Here is a 17092-nt window from a genome sequence, read left to right as displayed (position 1 = left end):
TCACTCATCGCGGCTGCTTATAGGTAGGCCCTATCAGAGGCATCGGCGAAGAGTCTTGGACAGCCGCGGGGAGCGGTTGCTGTGATCTGGGGCATGACCGATGAGCTGCTCCGCGGGTTCTCCTCGCGGCTGGTGGACGCCGATGACGTGCGCATCCATGTGCGCACCGCCGGCGAGGGCCCCGCCGTGCTGCTGCTGCACGGCTATCCGCAGACCCACCTCATCTGGCACCAGGTGGCGCCGGCGCTGGTCGCGCGGGGCTACTCGGTGGTGCTGAGCGACCTGCGCGGGTACGGCGACAGCGACAAGCCGGCCCCGGCCGCGCCGGAGCACGCCGACTACAGCAAGCGGACGATGGCCCGCGACCAGTGGCTGGTGATGCGGGCCCTCGGCTTCGAGCGGTTCGCGGTGGCCGGGCACGACCGCGGCGGCCGGGTGGGCCACCGGATGGCCCTGGACCACCCGGAGTCGGTCACCGCGCTGGCGGTGCTGGACATCGTGCCGACCCGGCACGCGCTGCGCCACGCCGACAAGGACTTCGGCCTCGGCTACTACCACTGGTTCTTCCTCGCGGCCGGGAACGGCATCCCGGAGCACCTGATCGGCGCCGACCCGGGCTTCTGGGTGCGGACCCGGATGCGGGCCCGCCACCACGGCGGCACGCCGTTCCACCCGGCGGCGCTCGAGGAGTACGTGCGCTGCTTCTCCGACCCCGCGGCGATCCACGCCTCCTGCGAGGACTACCGGGCCGCCGCCGGCATCGACCTGCGCCACGACGACGAGGACTTCGACGCCGGCCGCCGCGTCGCCTGCCCGCTGCTGGCCCTGTGGGGCGAGCACAGCTTCGTGGGCCGCAGCTACGACGTGCCGCGGGTGTGGCGGGAGTACGCGGCGGACGTGCGCGGCCGGGCACTGCCGTGCGACCACTACGTGCCCGAGGAGGCTCCCGCCCTCACCGGGCAGTCTCTCGCGGACTTCTTCGCGGAGGTGAGCTGAATGGCAGCAGCACCCGGGCCGGCCGGACACGACGGCGGACACGGCGCCGGCCGCCAGGACCCCGCCCGGGGTCCCGCCACCGAGCGCATGGTGCAGCGGCTGGCCGCCCTGGTCGGGCACGAGACGCCGTCCGGGCACCGTCCCGGACTGGAGCCGCTCTACGACCTGCTGGAGGCATGGGCCCCGGCAGGACTGGGGACCCCGCGCCGGATCGTCAGCGGCGACGTCCCCCATCTGTACTGGCCTGCCCGGGAGTCCGCCGGGTCGCCGGTCCTGCTGCTCTGCCACGCGGACACGGTGTGGCCGCTGGGCACGCTGGCCGAGCGGCCCTTCCGGCGGGAGGGGGACCGGATCACCGGCCCCGGGGTCTTCGACATGAAGGCCGGCCTGGTGATCGCGATGGACGCGCTCGCGCGGGTCCGCGCGCTGGACCACGTGAGCATGCTCGTGACGGGGGACGAGGAGGCGGGGTCCCTGACCTCGCGCGCACTGATCGAGGAGGCGGCCCGCGGCTGTTCTGCGGTGCTGGTGCTGGAGCCCGGTGAGGGGGACGCGGCGAAGACGGCCCGCAAGGGCGCGGCCTTCTACCGGATCTCGTTCCGTGGCAGGTCCGCGCACGCGGGCCTGGAGCCGGAGAAGGGCCTGAACGCCCTCGTCGAACTGGCCCACCAGGTGCTCGGCGTCGGCGCGCTGGCCGACCCCGAGCTGGGGACCACGGTGACCCCGACGGTGGCGCACGCCGGCACGACGACCAACGTGGTGCCGGGCGCGGCCGAGCTGTGCGTGGACGTCCGGGCCTGGAGCGCCGACGAACTCCGGCGCGTGGACGCCGCGTTGACACAGCTGTCGCCGCGCTCGGCCGATGTGGGGGTGACGGTGGCCGGGGGCGTGAACCGCTACGCCCTGGAGGAGGCGCAGTCTGCGCCGCTGCTGGCACTGGCGCGTTCGGTGGCCACCGCCCGAGGGCTGCCGGACGTGGGGTCCGCGCGGGTCGGCGGCGCCTCCGACGGCAACTTCACCGCCGCGCTCGGGATCCCCACGCTGGACGGGATCGGCGCCCGCGGCGACGGCGCGCACGCCGTGCACGAGTGGGTCGACGCCCGCTGCCTGGTGCCCCGCTCCGAGTTGCTGACCGGGCTGATCGACGCGCTCGGGGAGGCCCGATGAGCAGTCCCAGCCGCCCGCCGCCCCGGGCGGTCGCCCCACCCCCAGCCCGCCGTACCCGCGTCTCCCTCTCCGGCCCCTCGCCGCGCCCCCTCTCGCAGCCTCCACGTCCAAGGGAAGGCCGATCACCATGAACCACCTGCCGAGCAGCACCCCCGCCGAACCTGCCAGATCCCCCTCCGGCATACGCATCCCCCTCTGCGCCGCGCTGGGCGCCCTCGCCCTCGGGCTGACCGCCTGCACCAGCGGCACCACCCCCGCGACGACCGCCGGCACCCAGCAACAGCAGCAGTCGACCACGGCCGTGCGCCAGGGCGGCAGCATCGTCATCGGCGCCGAGCAGGAGCCCGACTGCGCCGACTGGCTCGGCACCTGCGGCGGCTCGATCTGGGGCACCTACATCATGGAGACGCCGACCATCCCCCAGGTCTTCACGGTCCGCAGAAAGGGGTCGGACTGGGTACCGGCCGCCTCGGACCTGATGGCCGGCGAGCCGACGATCACCACCGGCGCGCAGCCGCGGATCACCTACAAGCTGAACCCGAAGGCGGTCTGGTCGGACGGGCAGCCGATCACCTCCGCGGACCTGAAGTACACCGCGCTGCAGGTCCGGGACGGCAAGAACATCTTCGACAAGACCGGCTACACCGAGATCGCGTCCGTGGGCACCCCCGACCCGCGCACCGCCGTGGTGACGCTCAAGCACCCCTACGGCAGCTGGAAGACGCTCTTCAGCGGCGAGTACGGGGTGCTGCCCAGCCATCTGCTCCAGGGCAGGGACCGCAACGCGGTGATGAAGAACGGCTACACCTTCAGCGGCGGCCCGTGGAAGATCCAGAGCTGGAACCGGGGCACCTCGGTCACCCTGGTCCCCAACGACCGCTACTGGGGTGCCAAGCCCAAGCTCGACAAGGTCACCTTCCAGTTCACCACCGACACCGCGGCCGCCTTCCAGGCGTTCCGCACCGGGCAGTTGGACGCGCTGTACCCGTCGCCGCAGCTCGACGTCATCGACCAGATCAAGCAGGGCCTGCCCGGCACCGCGCTGCAGACCGACGCGCAGACCGGCAACCTGGAAGCGCTGTGGCTCAATGACTCCCGCTTCCCCTTCGACTCCGTCGACGTCCGCAGGGCCCTGGCCTACGCCATCGACCGCAAGGCCATCGTGCAGCGGCTGTACGGTCCGCTCGGGGTCACGAAGCCGAACCAGAGCTTCAACTCCCCGCTGGTCTCCCGCTACGCGGGCACCGACTTCTCGCAGTACTCCCTCGACCAGGCGAAGGTCGACCAGCTGATGCAGGGCGCGGGCTGGGCCCGCGGCAGCGACGGCATCTGGGCCAAGGACGGACGCCGGGCGCGGTTCACCATCGTCTCGCTGGCCGGCAACAAGCGCCGCGAGCTGACCGAGCAGGTGCTGCAGGCGCAGCTGCGGACCGCCGGCTTCGACCTGCGGATCCAGAACACCACCGCCGCCAACCTCTTCGGCAAGGTCGCCCCGAACGGGGACTTCGACCTGGGGCTGTGGACCCTCGTCGACTCCTTCCCCGAGCCGTCGCTTGACGCCACCTTCTCCACGCCGGCGATCCCCTCCGCGGCCAACGGCCAGACGGGCATCAACTTCATCCGCGCCCGGGTGCCGGGGCTGGACCCGCTGCTCCAGCAGGTCGCGAACGGCACCGACGACTCCGCCCGCCGCAGCGCGTCCCTGCGGGCCGACAAGCTGCTCGCCGAGTACGTCCCGTCGATCCCGATCAGCGCGGTCCCCAACGTGCTGCTCTGGAACAAGCGGATCGGCGGCCCGATCGCCATCAACCCGGTCGAGGGCCCGTGGTGGAACCTCGCCGACTGGGGACTGGTGAAGTGAGCCGGCCATGGTGACCTACATCGCCCGCCGCCTCGTGTACTCCGTCCCGGTCCTGGCACTCGCCTCCTTCGTCCTGTTCTGGGCGGTCCGCACCACCTTCGACCCGCTGGCCAAGCTCCGCCAGAGCCACGACCCGGCGGTCCTGGCCCGGGAGACCGCCCGGCTGGGCCTGAACCGCTCGGTGGCCGAGCAGTACGGGCTGTGGATGAAGGCGTTCCTCACCGGGGACTGGGGCACCAGCACCAGAACCGGCGGCGCCGTCTCGTCCATGATCGGCTCCGCGCTGGGCAGCACCCTGCAACTCATCGGCTGGGGCGTGCTGTTCGCCGCGGTGCTGGCGCTGGCCATCGGGCTGTACTCCGCCGCGCGGCAGTACTCCGCGGGCGACTACGCCTTCACCGCCCTGTCCTACCTGGGCATCGCCATGCCGCCGTTCTGGGTGGGGCTGCTGCTCATCCAGATCCTCGCCGTGTGGCCGCAGCAGCAGTTCCATCTCGCCCATCCGCCGCTGTACTTCGTCGGGCTGCACTCCCCCGGGCACAGCGGCCCGGACCTGGACTACTTCCGCCATCTCGTGCTGCCGGTGCTGACGATGACCGTCGGCCTCGTCGCCAGCTGGTCCCGGTTCTCCCGGGCCACCCTGCTGGAGTCCCTGACCGGCGACTACGTGCGCACCGCCCGGGCCAAGGGGGTGCCGCGGCGGCGGATCCTGGTCCGGCACGCGCTGCGCAACTCCCTCGCGCCGTTCGTCACCGTGGTCGCCATGGACGCCGCGCTGCTGTTCGGCGGCCTGGTGGTCACCGAGCAGATCTACGCGGTCCCCGGGATGGGGCGGCTGTTCCTGGACTCCATGCTCGCCGGGGACGTGTTCACCCTCCTGCCGTGGATGCTCGTCGTCGCCGTCGCCATGATCCTGTTCAACCTGCTGGCCGACATCGGCTACGCGCTCCTCGACCCCCGGGTGGCCCTGCGATGACCCGAACCGCCCCCACCACCCCCGCTCCCGCGTCCGCCGGCTGTCCCGCCGCCGCGATCGGCAAGAGCGCGTCCGCCTCCCCTGAACCCGGGCCCGCCCGCATCGCCCTGCGGCGGTTCCTGCGCCACCGGCTCGCCGTCGCCGGCGTGCTGGTCCTGCTCGCCCTGGCCGTCGGCTGCTTCGGCGCCACCTGGCTCGCCCCCGCACCCCGCAACGCCCAGAACCTGCTGCTCGGCGCCACCCCGCCGTCGGGTTCGCACCTGCTGGGCACCGACGAGCTCGGCCGCGACTACCTCAGCGAGGTGCTGTACGCCGGCCGGATCTCGCTGGCCATCGGCCTCGGCGTGGCCGTGCTGTCCACCACGCTCGGCACCGTGGTCGGCTGCGTCGCGGGCTACTTCGGCGGCTGGGTGGACGAGGTGACGATGCGGGTGGCGGACCTGTTCCTCGTCGTGCCCGCCATCGCGCTGCTGGCCCTGGCCATCCAGGGCCTGGGCTCCTCGCCGGTCACCATCGTGCTGGTGCTGGCGGGCCTGGGCTGGACGGTGATCGCCCGCGTGGTCCGCGCCCAGGTGCTCAGCCTGCGCGAGAAGGAGTACGTCGAGGCCGCCCGCGTGCTGGGCGTCCCCACGGTGCGCATCCTGTGGCGGCACCTGCTGCCGAACCTCGTCGGCGTCGTCGTCGTCAACGTCTCGCTGTCCGTCGCGGCGGCGGTGATCCTCGAATCCACCCTCAGCTTCCTCGGGTTCGGCGTCCAGCCCCCGCGGAGCAGCTGGGGCAACATGCTCAGCCAGGCCTCCGGGATGGTCGGCACGTCGCAGTCCTACCTGCTGTACGCGCCCGGAGCCGCGATCCTGCTGACGGTCCTGGCCGTCAACTTCGTCGGCGACGGCCTGCGCGACGCCTTCGACCCGCAAGGGAGGCACTGATGACGCCCACCCCGCCGCTGCTGGCGGTCGAGGACCTGACGGTGCGCTACCGCACCGACGCCGGCCCGGTCACCGCCGTGGAGAACCTCAGCTTCGAGATCGCTCCGGGCAGCACCCTCGGCATCGTCGGGGAGTCCGGCTCCGGCAAGACCGCCGCGTCCCTGGCCCTGATGGGCCTGCTGCCGCGCACCGCCGAGGTCACCGGGTCGGCCCGGCTGCACGGGCAGGAGCTGCTGGGCCGGCCCGACTCCGCGATGCGGGCGATCCGGGGCCGCCGCATCGCGGTGATCTTCCAGGACGCCCTGTCCGCCCTCAACCCCATGATGACCATCGGCGCCCAGCTCGCCGAGGCCGTCCGCGTCCACGACCGCACCAGGACCTCGGGCGAGTTGCGCGAGCGGGCCGTCGAACTCCTCGACCTGGTCGGCATCCCCTCCCCCGCCGCCCGGCTCGACCAGTACCCGCACGAGTACTCCGGCGGCATGCGGCAGCGCGCCCTGATCGCCATGGGCATCGCCAACGATCCCGACATCCTCGTCGCGGACGAGCCGACCACCGCCCTCGACGTCACCGTCCAGGCGCAGGTCCTCGACGTCATCCGCCGCGTCCAGGAGCGCACCGGCACCGCCGTCCTGCTGATCACCCACGACCTGGGCGTCGTCGCGGGGCTGGCCGACCGGATCATGGTGATGTACGCCGGCGCGAAGCTGGAGGAGGGCGACGTCGAGCAGGTCTTCTACCGGCCCGCCCATCCCTACACCCGCGGGCTGCTCGCCGCCCTCCCCCGCATCGACCGCCGGCTGGCCCGCCTGGAACCCATCCCCGGGCAGCCCCCGCGACCCCATGACCGTCCCGGCGGCTGCCTGTTCCAGGCCCGCTGCCGCCACGCCGACCCCGGCCGGTGCACGCAGCCCCTGCCCGCGCCGGCGGAGGTCTCCGCCGGGCACCTCACCAACTGCGTGCGCGTGCACGAGATTGCGAGCGCCGGGTGATGACGGCCACGACCACCGCGCCGCCCGTTCCCGCCGTGGAGATCCGCGGCCTCGTCGCCGAGTACCGCACCCGCCGCCGTCTCGGCGGGCGCGGCCGGACCGTGCAGGCCGTTGCCGGCGTGGACCTGACGCTCGCCCAGGGCCGCACGCTGGGCCTGGTCGGCGAGACCGGATGCGGCAAGAGCACCCTCGGCCGCACCCTGGTCCGCCTGGTGCGCCCGGCCGCCGGCTCCGTGCACGCCGAGGGCATCGACGTCGCCGGCGCCAAGGGCAGCCGGCTCCAGCAGCTGCACCGCACCGTGCAGCTGGTGTTCCAGGACCCCTACGCCTCGCTCAACCCGCGGATGAGTGTCCGGGCGCTGCTGGCCGAGCCGCTGAAGGTGCACGGCCTGCACGTCCAGCGGCGGGAGGAGCGGATCCGTGAACTCCTCGGCCTGGTCGGCCTGGACCCCGCCCACGCCGGCCGCTACCCCTACCAGTTCTCCGGCGGCCAGCGGCAGCGCATCGGCATCGCCCGGGCCCTGGCCGTCGAACCGCGCGTCCTCGTCCTGGACGAGCCGGTCAGCGCGCTGGACGTCAGCGTCCAGGCCGGCGTCGTCAACCTGCTGGACGACCTGCAGCGCGACCTCGGGCTCTCCTACCTGTTCATCGCCCACGACCTGTCCGTGGTCCGGCAGATCAGCGACGAGGTCGCGGTGATGTACCTGGGGCGGATCGTCGAGCACGGCCCCGCCGAGCGGCTCTACGACCACCCCGCCCACCCCTACACGCAGGCGCTGCTGTCCGCCGTGCCGGTGCCCGACCCGCGCGTGGAACGCGCCAGGAAGCGCATCGTGCTCACCGGGGACGTCCCCAGCCCCCTGTCGCCGCCCTCCGGCTGCCGCTTCCGCACCCGCTGCTGGAAGGCCACCGACCAGTGCGCCGCCGTCACACCCCCGGCGGTCGACCTGGGCGGCGGCCACACCGCGGCATGCCACTACCCCGCCCTCGCCGACACCCCGGCCGGAAACGGAGCCTGACGATGTCCGACACCTGGCAGCAGTACTTCGACTCCCGCCAGTTCCTCAAGTTCCGTACTGGACGCGGTCCGCACGACCTGGAGCTCGCCGTCCTCGACCGCGACCCGAGCCCGCAGCTCGCCCTGTGGGACGTCGCCGCCGGGCAACTGCACATCCTCGACGGGGACTTCGGCGACGCCCTGGAGGCGGTGCCGACCGCGGACGGCCAGGCGGTGCTGGCGCTGCGGGACTTCCACGGCTCCGAGATCGGCCATGTGTGGCGCACACCGCTGGACGGCGCGTCGTCCACGGACCTGACCCCGGACCTGCCGCCCTACGTGCTCCGCGGCATCGACACCGCCCGCGTCGGGCCCCGGGTGCTGCTCACCACCGTGAGCGCCGACGGCTTCCAGCTCTGGCTCGCCACCGAGGACGCGTCGCGGGCACCGCTCCTCCTCCATTCCTCGCGCAACGAGGCGTGGAACGGCGTGCTGTCCGCCGACGGCCGCCTGGCGGCGGTCGACACCACCGACCACAACCCCGGCGTCCGCCGCTTCGCCGTCACCTGCGTCAGCGCCGACGACGGGCGGCCGCAGGCGACCCTGACGGACGGCCCGGACGGCCCGGTCCGCGCCGTCCGCTTCTCACCCGTGGCCGGCGACCCCCGGATACTGGTCAGCACCGAGCGCACCGGCTTCGCCCGCCCCTGCGTGTGGAATCCGGTGGACGGCAGCCGCGTCGACGTCACCGCGCCGCACCTGTCGGGCGACCTGGTCGCACTGGACTGGTCGCCGGACGCTGCCCGCCTGCTCGCCGTCCACGTGGACCGGGGCGTCCACCGCGTCCACGAGTACGACCTGGCCACCGGCGAGCTGCACGCCGTCTCCCATCCCGACGGCGCGTACTTCGAACCGGACGTCGCCGCGGCCCATCTGAACATCTGGGCCTCGCACTACGGCGCCGCGGGTGAGATCCGGCTGCTGCGGCAGCGCTTCGACCTGCCGCTGGGCGTCCTGCGCGTCGACCGTCCCGGGGCGAGCCCCGTGCCGATCGCGCCGCCGGCCGCGGACCGGCCGGCCCCGGCTCCCGCCGGCACGCCGCTCTCCTCGTTCACCCTGCGGTCCAAGGACGGCACCCCCGTCCAGCTGTGGGCGGCCCGCCCGCCGGCCGCGACCGAGCCGGGTCCCCTGGTGCTGTACCTGCACGGCGGGCCGAACATGGTCACCGTCGACCGCTACAGCCCCAGCGCCCAGGCGTGGCTGGCGACCGGCGTCGGGTACGCCGCCCTGAACTACCGCGGCTCGGTCACCTTCGGCCGCGACTTCCGCGAGGGGTTCCTCGGGAGGCTCGGCGACCGCGAGACCGAGGACATCGAGACCGCCGTGAGGTGGCTGGTGGACGAGGGATACGCCCGCAAGGACCAGGTGTTCGTCACCGGCGTCTCCTACGGCGGCTTCCTCAGCCTGCTGTCCGTCGGCCGGCTGCCCGGCCTGTTCGCCGGCGCGCTGGCGCACGTGCCGATGGCCGACTGGATCGCCGCGTACCCCGACATGAACCCCGCCCTGCAGGCCGCCTGGCGCGCCTTCCTCGGCGGCACCCCGCAGGAGGCACCCGACCGCTACCACCGCGCCTCCCCGATCAGCTACGTCGCGGACGTCCGCGCCCCCGTGTGGATCCGCCACGCCGAGCACGACACCCGCACCCCCGCCAACCAGGCGTACCGGTACGCGGCCGCGCTCCAGGAGGCCGGGGGCGACGTGCTCCTGGAGTGGTACGACGGCGGCCACGAGACCTCCAGCCGCAGCAAGTCCGTCGCGGACCACGTCCGGATGTCCGCGCTCGTCCGCGCCGCGGTCGACGGCGTCCCCTGGTCGACCGGGCCCGTCCCTGAGCCCCCGGCCACGGCCTGACGGCGGTGACGGGCCGGCGCCCTGACGGGCCGCCGGACCGCACGGGCCGGCCTCCAGGACGTGCCGGCGACCCGAGGCCGGCGGGCGGGCCTCCACCGGGCGGGCCCGCCTTGGGCGTCAGGCCGGCGAGCGGGTGACCGCGGCGCCCTGCCGCAGGGCGCGCGGGATCTCGGCGGCGTCGTCGACGGTGGCGAGCAGCCGGTCCACGTCCTCCTGCGGCGAAGCGCTGTCGATCTCCACGGCGTAGGAGATGCCGGTGGACTTCCAGCAGGAGGTGTCGAAGCCGCCCTCCGCCCGCACCCGGACGCCGCGCAGGTCCACCCCGCCGGCCTCGGCCTCGCGGTAGAGGTCGTTGAGGACGCAGGCGGCCACCGCCAGGTTCAGCACGTGCCCGCCGGTGAACGCCGTCCGCACCCCGACGCCGCCGGGCGTCCACCGGTGCGGGAGGCGGACGTCGTCGCCGTCCTCCCGCAGGAACGACCCCGCGCTCGCCACCACCGTGAACCGCTCGTCCATGCCCTGCCTCCTGTGCCGGGTCGTGAAGCTCCTCGGGGAGGGCTGCGCCCTCACCGGAAGTACACACGGAACGCGGTCGCAAAGGGGGTGGTTCGGCGCGCGGCAGCCGGCCCTTCCCGTCGGCGACCCGATGCCCTGGAACGACGGGCCGGACAGGACGCGGCCACCCCGGACGTTCCTGCCGCGGTCCGAACCCTCAGCCCGTGGCGGCGAGTTCGGTGGTCCGCCCGGACAGCGCCGCGGAGAAGCGGTCGGTGACGTTCGCCAGCGCCTCGGCCGTCGCGGGCGCCACGACGGGCGTGCCGTCCCCGCGGGTGATGTCCCGGTCGAGGGTGAACCAGCCGGGCACGATGTGGGCGGCGCCCATGGAGCTGAGGACCGGGCGCAGGGCGTAGTCGATGGCCAGGACGTGGGCGAGGCTGCCGCCGGTGGCCAGCGGCAGCACCGTCTTGCCGCTCAGGGCGTACTGCGGGAGCACGTCGAGCAGCGACTTCAGCAGGCCCGAGTAGGCGGCCTTGTACACGGGCGTGCCGATCACCACGCCGTCCGCCCGGGCGAACAGGTCGGCGGCGGCGACGATGGCGGGATGCTGGAGGTCCGCCCCGAGCAGCGCCTCTGCGGGCAGCGTGCGCACCTCCAGCGGGGTCACCTCGTGCCCCTGCCGCCGCAGGCGGTCGTCCAGGTGGCGCAGGAGGCGGTTGGTGCGGGAGGTCGGGGACGGGCTTCCGGAGACGGACAGGACGGCGGCCATGCGAGAACCTTCCGGATCGCGGTACGGGGGTGACGTGCGGGAGCGGAGGTGACGGTCCGTCACCAGGCGCTGAACTGCACGGTGGTCAGCGGCAGCAGGTCGTTGCGGAGGGTCTCCAGGAAGGAGACGACCTCGGCGGCCACCGACCGGTGCTGGAGGTCGTTGAGGACGTCGTGGTGGGCGCCGTGCACGACCGAGAGCCGGGCACGGGGCAGCGATCTGGCCGCGCGCTCCAGTGACTCGGGGTCGGCCAGCGGATCGGCGTCGCCCACCAGCAGCAGCACTGGCAGTCCGGTGTCGGCGTCCTGGTAGGCGGCCGCGACGGCCTCCGGCAGGGCCTCGCCGAGCAGTCCCTGCCGGACCCGCGGGTCGCCGCTGAGGGTGGCGCGGTGGGCGGGGCAGGAGGTGCGGACGTCCAGCTCGTCGTCCCAGCTCCCCACGGGTCCGCCCGCCCGGCCGGGCAGCCCGGCGAGTACCAGGGCGTCGGGCCGCACCCCGGTCGCGGTTCCGGCGCGGCCGTGGAGCGCGGCCAGCGCGGCGGCGCCCGAGTCGGCGCCGACGACCACGAGGGGGCGGGGGACGCCGCCCTCGGCGGCGGTGCCCTCGACGGCGCCGGCGAGCCGGGCGTCCAGGTCGCGGAGCGCGGCGGCGGGGTCCGGCGCGTCGAGGACCGGGGCGTCGACGACGCGCACGCGGTAGGCGTCCGCGGCGAGCCGCTTGCCGAACCGGGCGTAGGTCGCCCGGGTCTCGCCGCGGCCGGGGACCACGACGACCGTGCCGCGGACACGGAGGCCCTCGGGCGCGAAGTGGTCGCTGTACTGGGTCATGTCACACTCCTGCGGGTACGGGATCGGTGGCGTGCGGGCCTCAGCCGGCCGCGAGCGCGCGCTCGCGGCTGTGGCGGTTGGCGGGGATCGGCAGGCCGAGGTTGCCGCGCAGGGTGTCGGCGGTGTACTCGGTGCGGAACAGGCCGCGCTGCTGGAGGATCGGCACGACCCCGTCGACGAAGAGGTCCAGTTCCTCCTCGGTGCGGAAGGCGAGGTTGATGCCGTCGAGGGTGCCGGCGCCGAACCAGTGCTCGATGGTGCCGGCGACGGTCCGCGGGTCGCCGACGAACGGGGACCTGCGGAACTGGTTCACGGAATCCGCGACCTGGCGAAGCGTCAGGTTCTCTGTGCGGGCCCGTTCGATGATCTTCGCGGCGCCGGTGCGGCCGCCCTTCTCGGCGAGGTGCGCGACGTCGGGGAAGGGCGCGTCCAGGTCGTGGACGCTGAAGTCGTAGGCGCCGAAGGAGCGGCCGAGCAGCGCGAGGTTGCGCCCGAAGTCGTTGTCCTCCTCGAAGATCTCCCGCTCGCGCCGCCGGGCCGCCTCGTCGGTGGCGGCGACGACCGGGCCGCCGTGCAGGAAGATCTTGATGTGGTCGGGGTTCCGGCCGTGGGCGGCGGTGCGCCTCTTGATGTCGGCGTAGTACTCCTGCGCCTGCTCCAGGGTCCCGCCGGGTGCGTAGATGCCCTCGGCGACCCGGGCGGCGAGGTCGCGGCCCTCCTCGGACACCCCGGCCTGGAAGATCACCGGCTGGCCCTGCGGCGAGCGGGAGAGGTTCAGCGGGCCGGCGACGCTGAAGTGCTCGCCGAAGTGCTGGAGTTCGTGCAGCTTGGCCGGGTCGAGGAAGACGCCGCGCTCGACGTCCGCGGGGAAGGCGTCGTCCTCGTAGGAGTCCCACAGCCCGCGGGCGACCTGCACGAACTCCAGCGCGCGGCCGTACCGGGTGGCGTAGTCGAGGTGCTCGTCCAGGCCGTAGTTGCGGGCCGTGCCGGTGTCGAAGCTGGTGACGACGTTCCAGCCGGCCCGGCCGCCGCTGATGTGGTCGAGCGAGGCGAACCGGCGGGCCAGGTTGAACGGCGAGTTGTACGTCGAACTCGCGGTGCCGACCAGGCCGATGTGCCGGGTGTGGGTGGCGACCGCCGACAGCAGGGTCAGCGGCTCCAGGCGGTTGAGGTAGTGCGCCGGGTAGGTGGCGTTGATGAACTGGCTGTCGACGATGAACAGGGCGTCGAACAGGGCGTGTTCGGCCGCCTGGGCCTGCCGGATGTAGTAGTTGATGTCGATGCTCGCGTTCTTCGCCACGCGCGGGTCCTTCCACAGGCCGTGCTGGCCGGGGCCGCCGACGCCGTAGGGGTGGAGCGCGAGATGGAGGGTGCGGGACATGGCAGTTCCTGTCTGTGGGCGGGGGCGGGCTCAGAGGTGGAGCAGGGCGCGCAGCGCCTCGCGTTCGGCGCGGTCGGCCGGTGCGCTGTGCAGGGTGGGCGCCGAGCGCACCAGCAGCCGGGTGTAGGGGTGCCGCGGTGCGCCGATGACGTCGCGTGCGGCGCCGGTCTCCACCAGCTCCCCCTGGTAGAGCACGGCGATCCGGTCGGCGGCCCCGGCCACGGAGCCGAGGTCGTGGGAGATGAAGACCAACGCGACCCCGTCGGCGCGCAGTTCCTTGAGGATGTCGAGGATCTGGACCCGGTTGGCCGAGTCCAGGGCGCTGACCGGCTCGTCGAGGATGACCAGGCGCGGCTCGGTGACCAGGGCGCGGGCCACCGCGACGCGCTGGCGCTGCCCGCCGGACAGCTCGCCGGGCAGCCGGTCGAGGAGGTCCGGGCCGAGCCGCACCCGGGGCAGGAAGGCCCTGACGCGCCGGTCCGCCTCGCCGCGGTCCCGGCCCTGGATCAGCAGGGGCTCGGCCAGCGAGGTCCCGACCGTGAGGTCGGGGTCGAGGCTGCGCAGCGGGTCCTGGAAGACGTACTGGATCACGCCTCTGCGGCGCAGGGCCCGCCACTGGCGGGGGCCGTGGGACGTGACGTCCTCGCCGTCGACGGCGATCGTCCCGGCCGAGGCGCGCACCAGGCCGAGCGCGGCCCGCGCGAGGGTGGACTTGCCCGAGCCCGTCTCGCCGATGACGCCGACGGTCTCCCCGGGCGTGACGCTCAGCGAGACGCCGTGCAGCGCGCGGCGGCGGCGCCGGCGCGGTCCGTAGTGGACCTCCAGGTCCTCGATCCTCAGCACCGGGCCGGCGGCAGCGGCGCCCGTGCCATCCGGCGTCCCCGTGTCCCCTGCCGTACGGGGGTCGCCTGCCGTGCTCATGCGTCCTCCTCGACGGCCAGGTACTTCTCCAGGCCGTACTGCTGATGCTCGGCGACGAGCAGGCGGGTGTAGTCGTGCCGGGGGTGGTGCAGCACCTGGTGGGTGGGTCCCTGCTCGACGACCTCGCCCTCGCGCATCACGAGGACCTCGTCGCACAACTGGGCGACGACGGCCAGGTCGTGGGAGACCACGACGAGCGCCAGCCCGGTCCGGTCGCGCAGGTCGGCCAGCAGGTCGAGGATCTCGGCCTGGACGGTGACGTCGAGCGCGGTGGTGGCCTCGTCGGCGATCAGGATCCGCGGACCGGCGGCGATGGCCGCGGCGATGAGCACGCGCTGGAGCATGCCGCCGGACAGCTCGTGGACGTACTGGCCGTGGACCAGTTCGGGGTCGCGCAGGTGCACCGCGCCCAGCAGTTCGACGGCCTCCCGGCGGGCCGCTCGGCGCCCCACGCCCTTCTTGACCCGGATCACCTCGGCGACCTGCGCGCCCACGGTGATCGAGGGGTTGAGGTAGGACGCGGGGTCCTGGAAGACCGCGCTGATCGTGGCGCCCCGCAGCGCCGTCCACTGGGCGGGCGAGAGGTCCGCGATGTCCCGCCCTTCGATCTCGACGGTCCCGTGGGACACCTCGAAGTGGGCGGGCAGGATGCCGAGTGCCGCGCGGCAGGTGAGGGTCTTCCCGCTGCCGGACTCGCCGACGATGCCGACGGTCCTGCCGGGGGTGAGGCTGAAGCCGACGCCGTGCACGATCTCGCGGCCGCCGGCCCGGTCGGTGATGCGCACGTCGCGCACGGCCAGCACGGGCGGCGTCGCGCCGGCCGCGGTCCCGGGCGCGGACTCCCGGACCGCGGCGGGCTTCTGGGACAGGGTGCTCATCGGGCGCCTCCGGCGGGAGCGGGGCCGGACTCGTCGAGCCGGCGGTCAAGGGCGCGGCGGCGCAGGACCAGCGCGCGGCCGGCCTCGCCGGAGACGTCGCGCAGGGCGTCGGCGAGGACGTTGCAGGCCCAGACCGTCACCATGATCAGCAGGGCGGGGGTGACGGGCGCCCACGGCCGCTGGGCGAGGTAGCCGAGGTCGGAGGCGAGCAGGCCGCCCCAGGTGGGGGCGGGCGGCTGCACCCCGATGCCCAGGAACGTCAGGCTCGACACGATCACGAAGCCGACCCCGATGGTCTGGGCGAGGGCGACCGCGATGGGCGGGAGCACCTTCGTCCAGACGTGGCGGCGGACGACCCAGCCGATAGACGCGCCGCCGATGACCGCGGCCTCGACGTACGGCGAGCGGGCCACCGCCAGCGTGGCGGCGCGGGAGACCCGGTAGAACAGCGGGGACACCAGCACTCCGGTGACGAGCATCGCCTGGGTGATGCCGTTGCCGAGCAGCGCGACGACGGCGACGGCGAACAGCAGGAAGGGAAGGGCGACCAGGGTGTCGGCCAGCCGCAGGGTGATCCACTCGAAGGCGCGGCCGAGGTACACCGACAGGATGCCGGGGACCACGCCGACCGCCAGCGCCGTCAACGCGACCTCCAGCGAGCCGAGGACGCTGACGCGGGAGCCGTCCAGGAGCCGGCTCAGCATGTCCCGCCCCAGGTAGTCGGTGCCCAGCAAGTGGGTGCCGGAGGCGGCGCCGAGCGGGTGGTCGCCGGTGGCGAGCGGGTCGTGCGGGGCGAGCAGCGGTCCCAGGGCCGCGAGGAGCGCGATCACCGCGAGGACGGCGACGGCGATGCGGGCGGAGGGCAGGGCGAGGACACGGCGCAGCACGGCTCACACCCCCCGCTGGGACGCGGGCGTCACGCGCGCCAGCACCAGGTTGACGACCAGGTTGAACACGACCACCAGGACGATGGACACGACGAGCACGCCCTGCACGGCGGGCACGTCGCCGGACTGGGCGGAGTCGTTGGCGAACCGGCCGAAGCCCTGGAGCCCGAAGACCCACTCGGTGACGACCGAGGCGCCGACGAGCGCCGGGAACTTCAGGCCGAGGGTGGCGAGCGCGGGGCCGAGCCCGTTGCGCAGCACATGGCGGAAGAAGATCCGCCGCGGGCTGAGCCCCCGGACCACCGCGCCGGTCACGTAGTTCTCCCGGTAGGCGGCGACGAGGCTGCCGCGCAGCTGGCGGGCCACGTCCGCGACGACGTCGAAGCTCAGCGCGACGGCCGGCAGCGTGATGTGGGCGAGCCACGGGCCGACGCCCTGCTGCGGTGTCACATAGCCGGCGGACGGGAAGAGGTGCAGCCCGACGGCGAAGACGGCGACCAGCACGATCCCGACGACGAACGCGGGCATCACCGAGATCAGCGTGACGAAGCCGGTGATGGCGCGGTCCACCCAGGTGGTGCGGCGCAGCGCCGCGAGGGTGCCCAGGCCGAAGCCGAAGACGATGCCGATGAGCAGGGCGAGGGTGGCCACCGACAGGCTCACGCCGAGGCCGACCCCGATGAGCGAGGAGATGTCCGCGCCGTTGGTCCAGCTCGTGCCGAGCCGGCCGTGCAGGAGCCCGTTGAACCAGTCGCCGTACTGCACCAGGAAGGGCCGGTCGAGGCCCCACTGGGCCTCGACCCTGGCGATCGCCTCGGGTGTGGCCTGCTCGCCGAGTTGGAGGCGCGCCGGGCTGAGCCCGCTGAGCGAGCGCAGCGCGAACGTGACGAACGTGGCGACCAGGAACACCGGGACGAAGATCGCGGCCGACCGGGCGAGGGTGGCCGTCGCGCGGCCCAGCGTGTGCCGCGCGCGGGCCGCGGTGCGGCGGGCGACGGGCGGGGCGGGTGCCTGCGCCTGCGTCGTCGTCATGGGGATGCCCCCTCTCGATGATGGGCTGTCAGGGATGGGCGGATGCCGGGGCATGGGCGGGATGTCGCGG

At 73.9% G+C, this 17092-nt stretch carries 16 protein-coding genes; 8 read left to right on the top strand and 8 right to left on the bottom strand.

What is annotated here, in order from left to right:
- Positions 1 to 93 precede the first annotated feature (93 nt).
- The 8 genes from ACH4TG_RS26880 (at position 94) to ACH4TG_RS26845 (ending at position 9829) form a co-directional block, all read left to right on the top strand.
- Positions 94 to 996, top strand: coding sequence for an alpha/beta fold hydrolase (locus ACH4TG_RS26880; protein ID WP_398245099.1), 903 nt, complete (start codon positions 94 to 96; stop codon positions 994 to 996).
- A complete protein-coding gene (locus tag ACH4TG_RS26875) occupies positions 997 to 2163 on the top strand; it encodes a M20 family metallopeptidase (RefSeq protein ID WP_398245098.1) in 1167 nt (388 codons plus the stop codon).
- A gap of 127 nt (positions 2164 to 2290) precedes the next feature.
- A complete protein-coding gene (locus ACH4TG_RS26870) occupies positions 2291 to 4024 on the top strand; it encodes a peptide ABC transporter substrate-binding protein (RefSeq protein WP_398245097.1) in 1734 nt (577 codons plus the stop codon).
- A gap of 7 nt (positions 4025 to 4031) precedes the next feature.
- Positions 4032 to 5000: an ABC transporter permease gene (locus ACH4TG_RS26865; protein WP_398245096.1), complete on the top strand. Its 969-nt coding sequence runs from the start codon at positions 4032 to 4034 to the stop codon at positions 4998 to 5000.
- Positions 4997 to 5929, top strand: a complete 933-nt coding sequence (locus ACH4TG_RS26860; protein WP_398245095.1) for an ABC transporter permease — start codon at positions 4997 to 4999, stop codon at positions 5927 to 5929. Before ACH4TG_RS26865 ends, ACH4TG_RS26860 begins: the two co-directional genes overlap by 4 nt.
- Positions 5929 to 6921: an ABC transporter ATP-binding protein gene (locus ACH4TG_RS26855; RefSeq protein WP_398245094.1), complete on the top strand. Its 993-nt coding sequence runs from the start codon at positions 5929 to 5931 to the stop codon at positions 6919 to 6921. The genes ACH4TG_RS26860 and ACH4TG_RS26855 overlap by 1 nt, the downstream gene beginning before the upstream one ends.
- Positions 6921 to 7940 carry an ABC transporter ATP-binding protein gene (locus ACH4TG_RS26850; protein ID WP_398245093.1) on the top strand — a complete coding sequence of 340 codons (1020 nt, stop codon included), beginning with the start codon at positions 6921 to 6923 and terminating at the stop codon, positions 7938 to 7940. The genes ACH4TG_RS26855 and ACH4TG_RS26850 overlap by 1 nt, the downstream gene beginning before the upstream one ends.
- Positions 7941 to 7942: 2 nt before the next feature.
- Positions 7943 to 9829, top strand: a complete 1887-nt coding sequence (locus ACH4TG_RS26845) for a S9 family peptidase (protein ID WP_398245091.1) — start codon at positions 7943 to 7945, stop codon at positions 9827 to 9829.
- A gap of 117 nt (positions 9830 to 9946) precedes the next feature.
- Here the strand turns inward: ACH4TG_RS26845 and ACH4TG_RS26840 are convergent, their stop codons facing one another.
- The 8 genes from ACH4TG_RS26840 to ACH4TG_RS26805 form a co-directional block, all read right to left on the bottom strand.
- Complete coding sequence (locus tag ACH4TG_RS26840) at positions 9947 to 10345, bottom strand: OsmC family protein (protein ID WP_398245090.1); 399 nt, start codon at positions 10343 to 10345, stop codon at positions 9947 to 9949.
- Between the two features lie 196 nt (positions 10346 to 10541).
- Entirely contained in the window at positions 10542 to 11096 is a 555-nt protein-coding gene (gene ssuE / locus ACH4TG_RS26835) for an NADPH-dependent FMN reductase (protein WP_398245089.1), read from the bottom strand.
- 59 nt (positions 11097 to 11155) lie between these two features.
- Entirely contained in the window at positions 11156 to 11923 is a 768-nt protein-coding gene (locus ACH4TG_RS26830; protein WP_398245088.1) for an alpha/beta hydrolase, read from the bottom strand.
- 40 nt (positions 11924 to 11963) lie between these two features.
- Positions 11964 to 13304, bottom strand: a complete 1341-nt coding sequence (locus ACH4TG_RS26825) for an NtaA/DmoA family FMN-dependent monooxygenase (RefSeq protein ID WP_398245087.1) — start codon at positions 13302 to 13304, stop codon at positions 11964 to 11966.
- A 30-nt stretch (positions 13305 to 13334) separates the two neighbouring features.
- On the bottom strand, positions 13335 to 14225 hold the full coding sequence (locus tag ACH4TG_RS26820; protein ID WP_398245086.1) for an ABC transporter ATP-binding protein: 891 nt from the start codon (positions 14223 to 14225) through the stop codon (positions 13335 to 13337).
- Entirely contained in the window at positions 14222 to 15103 is an 882-nt protein-coding gene (locus ACH4TG_RS26815) for an ABC transporter ATP-binding protein (RefSeq protein WP_398245084.1), read from the bottom strand. The genes ACH4TG_RS26820 and ACH4TG_RS26815 overlap by 4 nt, the downstream gene beginning before the upstream one ends.
- The gene (locus ACH4TG_RS26810) at positions 15100 to 15990 is read right to left on the bottom strand and encodes an ABC transporter permease (protein ID WP_398245083.1); all 891 of its coding nucleotides are present in this window, start codon (positions 15988 to 15990) and stop codon (positions 15100 to 15102) included. Before ACH4TG_RS26810 ends, ACH4TG_RS26815 begins: the two co-directional genes overlap by 4 nt.
- A gap of 3 nt (positions 15991 to 15993) precedes the next feature.
- A complete protein-coding gene (locus tag ACH4TG_RS26805; protein WP_398245082.1) occupies positions 15994 to 17022 on the bottom strand; it encodes an ABC transporter permease in 1029 nt (342 codons plus the stop codon).
- Positions 17023 to 17092: the final 70 nt, after the last annotated feature.

This window comes from Streptomyces sp. NPDC020917, from assembly GCF_044333795.1.
Classification (GTDB): domain Bacteria; phylum Actinomycetota; class Actinomycetes; order Streptomycetales; family Streptomycetaceae; genus Actinacidiphila.
This window is presented reverse-complemented; position numbering and strand designations above follow the sequence as displayed.

Excerpts from the sequence above, each read along its gene's own strand:
- ACH4TG_RS26880 (WP_398245099.1), top strand. The coding sequence starts at position 94 with ATGACCGATGAGCTGCTCCGCGGGTTCTCCTCGCGGCTGGTGGACGCC.
- ACH4TG_RS26875 (WP_398245098.1), top strand. The coding sequence starts at position 997 with ATGGCAGCAGCACCCGGGCCGGCCGGACACGACGGCGGACACGGCGCC.
- ACH4TG_RS26870 (WP_398245097.1), top strand. The coding sequence starts at position 2,291 with ATGAACCACCTGCCGAGCAGCACCCCCGCCGAACCTGCCAGATCCCCC.
- ACH4TG_RS26865 (WP_398245096.1), top strand. The coding sequence starts at position 4,032 with ATGGTGACCTACATCGCCCGCCGCCTCGTGTACTCCGTCCCGGTCCTG.
- ACH4TG_RS26860 (WP_398245095.1), top strand. The coding sequence starts at position 4,997 with ATGACCCGAACCGCCCCCACCACCCCCGCTCCCGCGTCCGCCGGCTGT.
- ACH4TG_RS26855 (WP_398245094.1), top strand. The coding sequence starts at position 5,929 with ATGACGCCCACCCCGCCGCTGCTGGCGGTCGAGGACCTGACGGTGCGC.
- ACH4TG_RS26850 (WP_398245093.1), top strand. The coding sequence starts at position 6,921 with ATGACGGCCACGACCACCGCGCCGCCCGTTCCCGCCGTGGAGATCCGC.
- ACH4TG_RS26845 (WP_398245091.1), top strand. The coding sequence starts at position 7,943 with ATGTCCGACACCTGGCAGCAGTACTTCGACTCCCGCCAGTTCCTCAAG.
- ACH4TG_RS26840 (WP_398245090.1), bottom strand. The coding sequence starts at position 10,345 with ATGGACGAGCGGTTCACGGTGGTGGCGAGCGCGGGGTCGTTCCTGCGG.
- ssuE (WP_398245089.1), bottom strand. The coding sequence starts at position 11,096 with ATGGCCGCCGTCCTGTCCGTCTCCGGAAGCCCGTCCCCGACCTCCCGC.
- ACH4TG_RS26830 (WP_398245088.1), bottom strand. The coding sequence starts at position 11,923 with ATGACCCAGTACAGCGACCACTTCGCGCCCGAGGGCCTCCGTGTCCGC.
- ACH4TG_RS26825 (WP_398245087.1), bottom strand. The coding sequence starts at position 13,304 with ATGTCCCGCACCCTCCATCTCGCGCTCCACCCCTACGGCGTCGGCGGC.
- ACH4TG_RS26820 (WP_398245086.1), bottom strand. The coding sequence starts at position 14,225 with ATGAGCACGGCAGGCGACCCCCGTACGGCAGGGGACACGGGGACGCCG.
- ACH4TG_RS26815 (WP_398245084.1), bottom strand. The coding sequence starts at position 15,103 with ATGAGCACCCTGTCCCAGAAGCCCGCCGCGGTCCGGGAGTCCGCGCCC.
- ACH4TG_RS26805 (WP_398245082.1), bottom strand. The coding sequence starts at position 17,022 with ATGACGACGACGCAGGCGCAGGCACCCGCCCCGCCCGTCGCCCGCCGC.